Genomic DNA, 12849 nt, shown 5'->3' with positions numbered 1-12849 from the left:
AGTTGTCTTGGGTCCTTAGCCGGTTACGCGAAACACGGCTGGATATTCGGCAAAGCGGGCAGACCAAAATTCGGGTTCAGAAAAATCCAGCACCTGCCACCCTTTGTCTTGCAGAGTAGTGGCTGTGATTGCATCAATTGGGCTGAGGAACACTAGGGCTCGTGCGGTCTTGTACTGGGCTGTGGCTATGGCAGCACCTTGATTGACTGCAACATTCAAAGCATCAGGCGCACGTAAGCCCGCCGCATGCAAAGCGGCTAGCCACCGTGCTTCGGCGGTGTCGTCGTCCGACGCTGTATCACTAGCCATGGGACCGGTGGGTGCAATGTCATCAGCAAGGCGTAACTTCACCTGCGCATTCGCCATAGCTACTAGCAACTTCAATGCTTCCGGGTTGCGACGGTTGATGTGCTCGTGATCCGGCTGATTGAAATACGAAAGTAAGCACTGATAGCAGCCAGCCTCGCAAATGTGGTTACCGAGGTCATCGGTCTGCTCCATTTCGGGTAAGTCTTCCAACCGCCAAATGTCATCTGCAGGGTCGCGATGATGCAAAAGGCGCAATGCATTTTGGGCCACCAGCGCTAGGCTGGCTGCGTCGTTGGCCAAACGGGTGAGCACACCGGCGCCCCCCTCGGCCGCTTCGTAGAACAGCAGTGCTCGTCGCTCGTTCAGCTTTGGAAGTGGCTCGGCCACGAGCTCGGACTCTTCGATCTGGAAGGTCATCTCGATGCCGCGCTTAAGTGCTGCCTGCAGCGTGGCCATGGCTTCCAAAGGCAGCGCATGCGTCGGCGCCAAGATCAGGAGGTTGCGGTGGTCCTCAACAAACGGGACGATCCGCTGATTGGGCACTTTTTCCATGAGCGCATCGTCACCGCCAGCATCTTCACCCGTATCAGGAGCGTCTTGTTTGCTCCAAGTGCCCGTGATGGGGTTGATGTAGAAGCCGAGTTGTTCCTCGTCTTTGCGACGACGCCACCCCCGATTGATTCGCCAGATACGTGCGGCCGGAGCGTAGCTGAGCTCAGCTAGAGCCTCTTCGCCTTGTAGGACATCGGCCTTTTGCTTCTGGATCTTGCCATCAGGTCCCGGTAAGAAACGGTAGGTGGTTTGCAGCTCGAAACCTTGGCGCTGTCGGTCCTCGTCGTTGATCGAAATGCGCTCAACCGGCAGCGTCTCGACGGTTTCGATGCGATATAGCTCACGCACCCAATCGGTTTCGGTTAGCAGTGCGTCGCAGCTTTCGCAGCGGTTAACCAACGGCTGCCCGCCTCCAGGCTCACCTAGGTGACCGTAGCCACATTGGCTACATACCAACGAAGTGATCGTGGCAAGTTGACTGCTGCCTGAAATGTGGTCGGCGTTGCCCACATTGAGCTTGGCTCGTACCACGCGGTACATGCGCCCCTGATGGTAAATGAGGCTACGTGGGCCGAACTCCGACAGCGCCAGAAAACGGGGGCGACTGACCATACTGCCCTCGTCGTCTTTGCCATTTGTGATTTGCCCACCGCGCGCAGGAATCCAAGCCATCAGTGGTAAGCGAGGGAAGTTGTAGCCTGGCAAGAACCCTTGGCTAGCCAAGTAGCGATATGTGTAGAAATCGGTGTTCTGAGTATTGCCTGATTTGAGTAGAACCGCGTACTGGCGCGCAGCATCACCATATCGGCGCTGGGCATTCTGGCGCTCCGCATGCGAGGCGGTGTGGCTCTTGACAATCTGGTCTGCCATGTTCATCTGCTGCCGCGTGGCGTCGAACAAAACCCGCCAGCGTTCCAGGGCACCAGAGAACTGTTGGGGCGCGCGCTCAATGACCTGCTGCACGTACTCCTGTGAAAACCAGTGACTGCCGTTCAACTCAGTCAGTAACTGATCGACTACGCGCTGCGCGCTATCCAAGGCCCGCTTCCGCACGCCGGATGCATTGAAGGCATCTTGGTAGCTCTGCTTAAGCGGTTTGCCGGGCAGGTCCAGATCAAGCATCGGTGCGATACTGGCGTCCAGCGCGGTCTGAGTGCTGGCTAGCCACACGGCCTGAAGGTGGCTGTCCACGAGATCTCGGTTAGCCAAGTCGAGCGTTGGAGCACGGACCACTCCGTGGACCATGTCGGTGGCATGGCGGAAGAACCATTGATCGTGCGGGCTAAGTGCTGCGCAGTAGGTCACAACCAGAGCCTGTTGTCCGGAACGTCCCGCACGGCCGCTTCGCTGGGCGTAATTGGCCGGTGTGGGCGGCATGTTTCGCAAGTACACGGTGTTGAGCGCAGAGATGTCTACCCCCAGCTCCATGGTGGGCGAGCAGAACATTACAGGCAAACGCTCAAGCGGAGCTTCGTGCGCTGGGTTTTGCGACCAGTCGTTTCGATCTTTGTCCGTGTAGCGGAACCGCTGCTCCAGCAGCTGTCGCCGCGGGGCATCAACCTGCGCGGTGTGCTCCTGAGCTTCGAACTCGAACATAGGATGTGAAGGTAGGCGCAACAGGTCAGCTACGCTCAGATACAATTCACGGAAGAAGGTGTTAACTCGGCTGTCTTCGCCCAAAGGATGATCAGTGGTCAAACACCAATCCAAACGCGCGGCGTTCAGGCGCCAGCCCGCCAACTGCGTGTCAATGGCATGCCTCTGCACATAGCCGTAATTCCCGGCGGCAAGGAGCGTGGCCTCGATGAGCTTTACCCACTCTGTATCGTTCCAATGTTTGACTTCGTTGGCGAAAACCGTGTCCTGCCAGAAGCTTGAGGTTTTAAGCTGACGCAGTAAGCGTGATCGCGCGCCGCCGGTGACGAGATCCGTACGTGGTTTCCCCTTGTATTCCGGGCGCCGGCCCAAAATCAAATAGCGACCTGTTTCGAGCTTTTCATCGGGAGCAAATGCCCAGCGCTCAGTGAGGTAGGTGTGACCGCTGGTGCGAGCTTTGTCTTGCTCGACCGGATCAAGGTACCTGGTTTCAAGACACAAGTGGCGACGCAGATTGTCGAACAGCAGTTCGTTCAGCCGTACCCGATGTGCTGGGCTAAGTCTGGATAGCACGCTGTGGTCTGCAAATGAGTTTGCATCAGCACAGAACTCGTCGAGTCCGCGATAGCGGATCATCAGCAGGCCGAGTTGGTCGAGGTTGGGGTTATTAAAGCGCCAGCCTGGGCGAAGGTCACGCAACAAGCGGTAAGCGATGATGAAGCGCAGCGTGCGTTGGGCCTCTTGTCGCGCTAGCCCCATTAACTTTGGAGACCGTAAGTATTCGACGAGGATGCTTTGCTCGACCTGATGAAAGCCTAGCGCTTTGAATACAGAATCAGCGAGTTGCTCTTCGGTGAGTACACCCGCATTGTCCTGCAAGGCGCCGATCAGACCAGAGCGCAGAGTCAACAAGAAGATGAAATCATTGAAGTGTCCCGCCTGAAGTGCGGCATCTTGGCGGTTATCCGTGAACCCCAGAAGCTTGCGCGGATCAGGCTGGCCTGGCGCTGGCTCCGGCAAAGCGAAGAGTTGCTGCAAAGCACTCAGCGCTATCATAGTAGTGGCCGACGAACGTCCCTCGCCTGATAGGCTGGACAGCCGATTGGCGTCCTTCCCATGCGCCTCATGAGTGACTCCACAGCTCAGACAGAAGCGGAACTTACCCGGGATAAACCAGAATTCCTCGCCAAAGCCCTCGTGCCCTTCAGGGCTAACCGTCACTTGGTAGGGAATGGCTTTTCTGTAAGTAGTTTTGACTTTCGGCTCTTCGCGACTGAGGTCCAGCCAAGTTTCAGGCAGGTCATTGAGCTGACCACCGTATTGCTGGCCCCCCTTGATTGAGCAGAGAAAGCCATAGCTCACATCTTCGCTGTCATCGGCGCTGACATCGTCAATCTCTCTTGGCATGTAGGTGGTGGAGCGCTGCCCCGACTTCCACACCGGCAGGTACTCTTGGCCACAATCTCGGCAAAAATGGGCTGGATAGAGATGAACCCCCTCATCTTGCCGACCAGGAGCAAAGCGCTGAGCGTCAAGCGTGACGTGGCGATGGCCGGGGGCTTCAAGGGTGGTGAGCACTTTGCCCGGACCGCTGATGAATTGATGCAGTTTGAAGGCAAATGGAGGGCGCCCCTGAGGCGTCCGTACGTCGTGGGCCGCGACCAGAAAGCGCTGCAACGCATTACGCGCCAGCTCGATATCACAGTTTGCGTCATGCGCGAGATCACCGCAGGCGGTCTGCAGCGTCTTTGGCTTGGCACGCCGAGGGGGCTCTTGATCAGGTAACTCAATTCCGAGGTTGAGTTCTACCCAAATGGACAAAGGGTCTCTCTGAAAGGCCTCAAAACTTTCCCATTCAAAGTGTGCACGTTGGACCGCTGCAGGCAACTCTGCTGCAATCGAGACAACATCTTTGAGCGGGTCAGTGACACGCTCAAGGGTCTCACCAATCACGTCGTGCTCACTGATCTGGGTGCCAAACAGTTTAGCTGCCACTTCTGCTACGGTGCGATTGCGGTCGGCCTGGTTGCCCGCAGTAGACATGGTAGCTGATGTGCCAATGCAAACCAGCTTGTCGGCCTTGAGGCGCTCACGTAGGCGGCGGACAAGCAAGGCCACATCGGCACCTTGGCGGCCGCGGTAGGTATGTAGTTCATCGAGCACTAGGAACTCCAGACCTTCGCAGTGATCCACCACCCTGCGATCCACGTCGTCAAAGCGGGTTAGGATGTACTCCAGCATCATGAAGTTCGTGAGCAGGATGTCAGGCGGGTTATCTGCCATCACATCGCGCTCGGGCTTTTTTTCCTGGCCGGTGTAGCGCGCCACAGTGAATGGCCGCTCGTCGGGCGCATAGCCATGGAGGAACTTGTCCAGCTCTTCCAGTTGGCTGTTGGCCAATGCGTTCATCGGATAGATGACGATGGCCCGCGTGCGAGGCTTACCGCCCTCTGCCTTTGCCCTAATGATACGGTCAATTATCGGGATGAAAAAAGACAGTGACTTCCCCGACCCCGTTCCCGTGGTCACCACATAGCTTTTCCCAGATTGCCCTTTTGCCAATGCCTCCAGCTGGTGCGCATATAGGTGCAATGGTTGCGGATTGCCTTCAGGCTTTCCTGTTTGAAAGACATCTGCGCACAGGGGATACAGAACCCCTTCTGCAGCTAGCGATTGCACAGTGCCTTTGCGCTGGTAATTGGGGTTGATCTGCACCAGGGGCTCGGGCCAGTAACGTCCATCCTTATACTGTCGCTCGACCTCTTCCTGAATATCACTTGCCGCAATGCGAACAAAGCTGCGCGAGAAGGTGCTGTAGCGGTCAACTAGTTGGTTGCGAAACTGAAAGACGTCATCCATGATTCTTTTCTCCTTGTTCTTCTTTGTGTAGGCGCAATTCATCCATGGCCGCAGCCCAGTGAAAGGTCAAGGCTGTTTGTGTTGCCATTTAGCCCCCCTGCCTTTGCCATTTGGTTCTATGAGCCCCTCTGCTTTCATCATGCGCAAAATCACTCGAACCATGTCACGACTGATGCCAGGGCAAGCCTCCTCAATGTCCGAGATGGAGAAGGGCAATTGCCGTTTGAGGATTTCTGAACGAACGCGGTCACCCTTGGCGCCCCGACCACGCTCGATGGTGCCTACGCGCTCTTCGAAGTCCTTGTAGGCCCGCAACAGGGCGCCCCAGAAATAGTTTAGCCAAGGTGCGATGTTATGAGCAGCCTCATGCCAGCCATGGGAACTGGCCTCTAGCGTTTCGTAATAGCCCTCCTTCGACTCCTCGAAGATGCGCTCCAGGCTGATGAAACGGCCTACCGTATAGCCAAAGTGATACAGCAACTGCAGGGTAAGCAGGCGTGCCATGCGGCCGTTTCCGTCCGGGAATGGGTGAATGCATAAGAAGTCGAGGATGGCGAGAGGCACCAGCACCAAGGGGTCCGCCAAATGTTGATCCAGCGCTGAACGGTACCGCGCGATCAGGTCTGTCATCGCCATGGGGGTGAGGTGCGCGGCGACTGGACGAAAACGGACGCGCGAGCTGCCATCGGGATGGCGCTCGATAATGTCGTTGTTCGTGGCCTTCCATTGCCCGCCTGGTTGTGGCATGTAGCGGTACAGTATGCCGTGGAGCTGCAGGACGGTGCCCTCTGAAAGCGGCATCTGCTCACCGCTCTCGTGGATCAGACCCAGGGCATCGCGGTAGCCCGCCACTTCTTGCTCAGACCGGTTTTGAGGCGTCGCATTCTTCAGTACCAGCGACTTGAGCCGATGGGCCGCCACGACCACGCCCTCCAGGCGATTCGACGATTCGGTGGACTCGACAATGGCAACCTGTCGCAGGTCGCTCAAAACCTCGGGTGACTGCGCCACAAAGAGCTGCTGCTTGCCCCTGTATTCACCCAAGGCACGCAACGTCGCTAGCTGCTGCGTATCGAAGCGCAACCGGACGAGGTAATCTGGCGAGAGTGATTGCATGCAGCAGCATCTGAAAGAGTAGGAGTAAGGGTAATGTTACTATAAATTGGGGTATGGATGACCGTCATTACCCCAATAAATCCAAGATTACCCCATTTCTACCTTTCGGATCAGCTTGCGGGTTCCGGTTCTGCTAGCAGATGATCCAGGCAGAATTCAACCGGGCATTACCGCCCCCGACCAATACGCTTATGACAAGGGCTGGGAAGCTGGAGCGCTTGCGCGGTGACAGCCTGGAGTTTGTTGATTGTTGCGGAAGTGAACACAGCAAGACGCTCTCATCTGCCGCACGGCTATACAGATGAGAGCGCGTGGTCTGTGATCAGGAAGCCAGAAACTTCTTGCGCCACTCCTCCAGCGGCATGAAGGTCGGGTCCTGGCGCACGATGGCTTCCGTCTCGCGCAGGATTTCCGCGTCGCTCTTGGTGAGGTCGAGCGGATCGCCGTGCGGCTGGGCCACGTAGTACGGCGTGTCGGTGTAGACCTCCACCGTGTTGCCTTCCGGGTCGGCGAAATAAATCGACAGCGAGTTGCCGTGGTTGAGGCCGCGCATCTGGGTCGCCCCCAGTTCCAGCGCCAGCGCGCGGATCTCGCGCAGGTTCTGGATGGCCGGCACGATGAAGGACACTTGCATCACCGTGCTGAAGCTGGCCTCCGGCGGCCGGCCCGAGGCCAGCACCAGTTGGTGATGCTGGTCGACGCTGGCGCTCATGAACACCAGCTCGCTCTTGAAGTTGCGGCCCTGGCCGCGATCGGTGATGGTCAGGCCGAACAGACGGGTGTAGAAATCCACCATCCGCTCCAGGTCGGTCACGAAGATGCCGAAATGGGACGGGGTGGGACGGGTCACACTTTGGGAAAGCATTGTGGTTCCTTTCTCGACGGCTCAGGCGGCTTTCACCGAGGTCGACTGCCAGTTCACCACCTGCCAGCCGCCAGCCTGCTTGAGCCAGTGGATAGTGTAGCGGTTCTTCAGGCTGCGCACTTCGCCGGCGCTTTCCAGCTTCATGTCGGCCACCCCGCCAACGATGGCCGTCTCGCCGTACAGGCGCACTTGCTGGTCGGAGCAGTCGATCGCCAGGTATTTGGTCTTGCCGCTGCCGATGGTGTTCAGCACGCCGGCCTTGCCGTCCACCTTGGCCGAGGCGTGTATCCACACCATGTCGTCGGCAAACAGCTGGGAGAGCAGCGGCACGTCGGCGCCCATCATGGCGGTGCAGCGCTGCTGTTCGAGATTGAGGATGTCCTGGGCATAGTCCATGTCGGTCTCCGCGCGGTTAAGGGTTGATGACGTAGTTGCTGAAACCGCCGTTGCGGCTGGCGATGCCATTGATGGCCTGGTTCACCTCGTCCAGCGGGAATTTGACGTGCTCGAACACCGACAGGTTCAGGGTGCCGGCCGCCGCCATGTCGGCGATGTCCTGGCCTTCGCCGGCAGTGAACCAGGCCGAGCCCTCGATGCTTTGCTGCTCGTCCATCATGGTGTGCAGGTCCATCGCCACGCCGCCGGCGGTGGCGCCGATGTTGAAGGCGCGGCCGCCGCGCCTGAGCGCGCGCACGCCTTGCAGCAGCGGCTCATGGGTGGCGCCCGGTCCGAGGCAATCGACAAACAGATCGGCACCCAGCCCGTCGGTCACCTGTTTCACCCAGGTGTCGATGGCTTCGCCGTTGGCGGTGGACAGCACCTGGATGCGGCCCGGCGCCAGTTCCCTGACCTTTTCCAGCAAGTCCAGGTTGCGGCCGGTGCCGAGGATGCGGGTGACGCCCATCGCCAGGCAAAACAGCGCCGCGCCCAGGCCCAGCGTGCCGCTGATGCCGTTGATCAGCACCGTCTTGCCGGGACCGGCGCCGCCCTTGCGCAGCGCCGAATACGCCGTGCCCAGATAGCCGAAACGGGCCGCCTGATCGAAGCTGACGTTGTCCGGCAGGCGCACCAGCGCGTACTGCGGCGCCGTCATGTACTCGCCCAGGCCGCCGTAGGGATAGTCGTTGAAGATCTTCAGCGAGTTCTGCGAGAAGCCGAAGTAGCCGTTGAAGGTGTAGTGGGTGCAGTTGATCAGGTCGCCCGAGCGGCAGGCGCGGCAGCCGCCGCAGTAGCGGCCCGGATTGACGTAGACGCGCTCGCCCACCTTCCAGTCATGCACCTGCTTGCCGACCGCCACCACTTCGCCGGCCGGGTCCAGCCCGAAGATGGCCGGCAGCGGCGGCAGCGGCAGCTCGGGGAACCAGGTGGTCCAGTTGGCCAGGATGTTGCCCAGGTTGGGCACGATGCCGCAGGAACGCACCCGCACCAGCACGTCACTCGGGCCGGGGGTCGGCACCGGGATGTGCTCGATTTGCATCGGTGCGCCCACCGCGTGCATGCGCGCCACCTTCATTGTCTTTTCCATGTCTGTCTCCTGTGTTTAATGTTGAAGCTGTTATAGCCCTATTTTACGCATAAATTTTAAATTTATGCAGAAAATTACTTGGCGTTGTAAATGCCCGTTAATACGATGACATCCCCCGCCCGTTCAAAGTAGCTGGCGCGCTGCGCCAACTGCTTGCTGACCGGATGCGGCCAGACGAATTCCACCCAGCCCTGCCCTTGCGCGCGGGCCTGCTCCAGCTCTTCGCGCACGAAGTACTTGCCGTTCATGTCGCGGATGTCGTACAGCGACTTGCCGACCATTTTGGGCTGGTTGGCGTCGGCCAGCACCACGCCGTCCAGGTCGAGGGCGACGATGTACAGTTCGCCGTCGACAAAGCGGCCCTTGGGGTCGTTGAACTCCGCCAGCGCCTTGCTCTTGCCGTTCTGGCCCAGATAGGCCACGGCTTTTTTGACGAAGGCCACGGCGGCGGCGCGCGAGGCCGGCTCGGCCAGCGCCGGCGACAGCCAGCAGGCGGCCAGCAATGCGGTAAAGGTGCGACGTTTCATGCTCAGTCTCCAGCGGTGCAGGCGGCCGGCGCCGGGGCGGCGGCAACGCTGCGGGTGGGCGTCGCGGCGCGCGGCTGCAACAGGAAGTGCGCCAGCGCCGGCAGCAGGATCAGGGCGCCCAGCATGTTCCAGATGAACATGAAGGCCAGCAGGATGCCCATGTCGGCCTGGAACTTGATCGGCGACAGGCCCCAGGTGGCCACCGCCACGCCCAGCGTCACGCCGGTCAGCACCACCACCTTGCCGGTGAACAGCAAGGCGCGGTAATAAGCCTGCGACAGGCTGGCGCCGCGCCGCATTTCGGCCAGGGTCACCGTCACCACATACAGCGCGTAGTCGACGCCGATACCCACGCCCAGCGCGATCACCGGCAGGGTCGCCACCTTGACGCCGATGCCCAGCGCCACCATCAGCGCCTCGCACAACACCGAGGTCAGCATCAGCGGCAGCACCGCGCAGATCACCGCGCGCCACGAGCGGAAGGCGACGAAGGCCAGCACGATCACCGCCGCGTACACCAGCAGCAGCATTTGCGTATTGGCCTTGCGCACCACGATGTTGGTGGCGGCCTCGATGCCGGCGTTGCCGGCCGCCGGCAGGAATTGCAGCTCCTTGGTGTTGTTGGCGGCGGCAAAGGCTTCCACCGCGCGCACCACCGCGTCCAGCGTGTCGGCCTTGTGGTCCTTGAGGTAGACGTAGACCGTCAGCAGGTCGCAGTTCTGGTTCAGCAGCTCGCGCGGGGCGCGGGTGGTGATGGCGTTCAGCATGTCCTGCGAGCGCGGCAGGTCGAACCATTTCAGGCTGCCCTCGTTCATGCCGGCCGAGGTGCGCTTGCTCAGGGTGGCATAGGAATTGGTCGATTCCACGCCCGGCAGCTGTTGCAGCTGCCATTCCAGCGCTTCCACCTGGGCCAGCACGGCGTAGTTGGCGCACATGTATTGCGGCGTTTGCACCATGACCACGAAGTTGTCGCTGCTGGCGGCATAGTGCGCCGCCATGAAGGCGCTGTCGCGGTTGTAGCGCGAATCGGGCCGCAGTTCCGGCGCGCCGGGATCGAGGTCGCCGATCTTCAGCTGGGTGCTGACCGCCGCGCCGCCGGCCGCCAGCGCCAGCGCCGCGCCGATCGCCACGCTGGCCCAGCGGCGTCCGGTGAACAGGTCGAGGAAAGCCCAGAAGCGGTGCTTGCGCGGGGCAGTGCCCTCCTCGTCGCGCAGGCTGCGCTGGGCCGCCACCGGGCTGACGCCGGTGTAGGACAGCAGGATGGGCAGCAGGATCAGGTTGGTGAAGATCAGCACCGCCACGCCGATGCTGGCCGAAATCGCCAGGTCGTGGATCACCGGAATGTCGATCACCATCAGCACCGCGAAGCCGACCGCGTCCGCCAGCAAGGCCGTCAGGCCGGCCAGGAACAGGCGGCGGAAGGTATAGCGCGCGGCCACCAGCTTGTGCGCGCCGCGGCCGATGTCCTGCATGATGCCGTTCATCTTCTGGGCGCCGTGACTCATGCCGATGGCGAACACCAGGAAGGGCAGCAGCACCGAGTAGGGATCGAGCTCATAACCCAGCGCCGGCAACAGACCCAGCAGCCACACCGCCGCCACCAGCGAACAGGCCACCACCAGCACCGTGCTGCGCACGCAGCGGGTGTACCACAGCAGCACCGCGGTGCAGATCGCCAGCGCCACGGCGAAGAACACCAGCACCTGTTGCATGCCTTCGATCAGGTCGCCCACCACCTTGGCGAAGCCGGTGATGTGGATGCGCACGCCCTCGGCCTCGTACTTGGTGCGCAGTTGTTCCAGCTGCTGCGACAGCCTGGCGTAGTCGAGGCGTTGCGCGCCGTCGCCCTCCATCAGCGGCATCACGATCACGCTGGACTTGAAGTCCGGCGCCACCAGCGCGCCGATTTCGCCGGAGCGCTCGATGTTGGCGCGCAGCGCATCCAGGCTGGACGGCGAGCCGTCGAAGGCGTCCGGTATCACCGGGCCGCCATCGAGCCCCTCCTCCGTCACGCCGATCCAGCGCACGGCCGGCATCCACAGCGACTTCATGAAGGAGCGGTCGACGCCGGGCAGCAGGAACAGTTCATCGTTCAGCTTGCGCAGGGTTTCCATGTAGCGCGCGCTGTAGATGCTGCCTTCCCTGGCTTCGACGGCGATCCGCAGGGTGTTGCCCAGCCCGGCCAGGTCGGCCTTGTGGGCGCGGTAGTTGAGCACGTAGGGATGATGGGCCGGTATCATGCGCTCGAAGCTGGGGTTGAGCTTGACGCCCAGCGCCTGCCAGGCCAGCAGCGCGGTCGCCACGGCAAACAGCAGCAACACCGCCAGCCGGTGGTTGAACAGCAGGCGCTCCACCCGTGAGCCGGAGCGGCGGTCGAAATCGGCCAGGCTGGTCACGGCCGGCATGTCTTGGTTGGATTGCTTCATGATGCCGCTTTCATTTCAGGGCCGCGCGGGTGATGCCGCGCACGCCGGACAGGAACAGGCTGCCGTTGGCCGTTTGCAGCAAGCCGGTGGTGGGCGCCGGCTGCGCGGCGGGCGCCGGCTCGAAGCGGCGGCCGCCATCGGTGCTGCGGAACAGGCGCCCGGTTTCATCGCTGAGCAGGATCGAGCCATCTTTCAGCAGCAGGCCGGCCATCAGCGAGGCCGGCGTGGCGATCTCGCTCTGCCGCCAGCTGGCGCCGGCGTCGCCGGACCAGTAGACATGGCCGCGCATGCCAAACACCACCACGCTGCGCGGGCCGGTGGCCACCGCGCCGAAGTAGGTGCCCTCATACGGCGTTTGCACGGCGCTGAAGGCCTGGCAGCGGTCTTTCGAGTAATACACCGCGCCCAGCTCCCCCACCACATAGCACTCGTCGCCGCGCGCCTGCACCGCGTACAGATGCTTGCCTTTCGGGTTGTCCAGCCGTTCCATGGCCGGCTGCCAGTGCTGGCCGCCATCGGCGGTGGCAAACATCAGGCCGAAGGCGCCGACCACCAGGCCATGCTGCTCGTCGAAAAATTGCACGTCGAGGAAAGGCTTGCTGGGGCCTTCGGCCGCCAGCCGTTCGGCATCGGCCAGCGCCCGGGCGCCGCCCTGCCCGGCCTTGGCGGCGTCGAGCGCGCGCTGGGCCGCGCCGGCGCCGTCCAGCTGGCGCACCCAGCTCTGACCGCCGTCACGGGTGCGCAGCACCACGCCGCTGTGGCCCACCGCCCAGCCGTCGCGGCCGTTGGCGAAGCGCAGGCCCACCAGCGACACGCTGACCGGCACCGCGGCCTGGCGCCAGCTGGCGCCCTGGTCGTCCGAGTAGACGATGATGCCGCGCTCGCCGGCGGCAACGATGCGCTCGCCGGCCTGGGCGATCGCCAGCATCACGGACGAAGCGGCCTTGGCGCTGGCCAGGGCCGGCCGCGCCAGCACGTCGGGCTCGGCCTGTGCCGGCGCCGCCGCCAGCAGCGCGGCGCCGATCAGCGCGCCGGCCATCCGCCGGCATTGCGATAAGTTCATGATGGGCTCCC

At 61.7% G+C, this 12849-nt stretch carries 8 protein-coding genes; all 8 read right to left on the bottom strand.

The window, feature by feature from the left end; all coding sequences use genetic code 11:
• Positions 1-15: 15 nt before the first annotated feature.
• On the bottom strand, positions 16-5316 hold the full coding sequence (locus GM676_RS05380; protein WP_155462357.1) for a DEAD/DEAH box helicase family protein: 5301 nt from the start codon (positions 5314-5316) through the stop codon (positions 16-18).
• A gap of 66 nt (positions 5317-5382) precedes the next feature.
• Positions 5383-6432, bottom strand: a complete 1050-nt coding sequence (locus tag GM676_RS05375) for a Fic family protein (protein ID WP_155462356.1) — start codon at positions 6430-6432, stop codon at positions 5383-5385.
• Between the two features lie 322 nt (positions 6433-6754).
• A complete protein-coding gene (locus GM676_RS05370; RefSeq protein ID WP_155462355.1) occupies positions 6755-7297 on the bottom strand; it encodes a VOC family protein in 543 nt (180 codons plus the stop codon).
• A gap of 21 nt (positions 7298-7318) precedes the next feature.
• On the bottom strand, positions 7319-7693 hold the full coding sequence (locus GM676_RS05365; protein WP_170304227.1) for a nuclear transport factor 2 family protein: 375 nt from the start codon (positions 7691-7693) through the stop codon (positions 7319-7321).
• A gap of 16 nt (positions 7694-7709) precedes the next feature.
• Positions 7710-8822, bottom strand: a complete 1113-nt coding sequence (locus tag GM676_RS05360) for an alcohol dehydrogenase catalytic domain-containing protein (RefSeq protein ID WP_155462353.1) — start codon at positions 8820-8822, stop codon at positions 7710-7712.
• Between the two features lie 74 nt (positions 8823-8896).
• Positions 8897-9349, bottom strand: coding sequence for a cache domain-containing protein (locus tag GM676_RS05355; protein WP_155462352.1), 453 nt, complete (start codon positions 9347-9349; stop codon positions 8897-8899).
• A 2-nt stretch (positions 9350-9351) separates the two neighbouring features.
• Positions 9352-11775, bottom strand: a complete 2424-nt coding sequence (locus GM676_RS05350; protein ID WP_155462351.1) for an efflux RND transporter permease subunit — start codon at positions 11773-11775, stop codon at positions 9352-9354.
• Positions 11776-11785: 10 nt separating this feature from the next.
• Positions 11786-12838, bottom strand: a complete 1053-nt coding sequence (locus GM676_RS05345; RefSeq protein ID WP_170304226.1) for a WD40/YVTN/BNR-like repeat-containing protein — start codon at positions 12836-12838, stop codon at positions 11786-11788.
• Positions 12839-12849: the final 11 nt, after the last annotated feature.

The sequence above is a fragment of the Duganella radicis genome (genome assembly GCF_009720825.1).
Lineage (GTDB): Bacteria > Pseudomonadota > Gammaproteobacteria > Burkholderiales > Burkholderiaceae_D > Rugamonas > Rugamonas radicis.
Note: the sequence above shows the minus strand (reverse complement) of the source record. Positions and strands in the feature narration are given on the sequence as shown.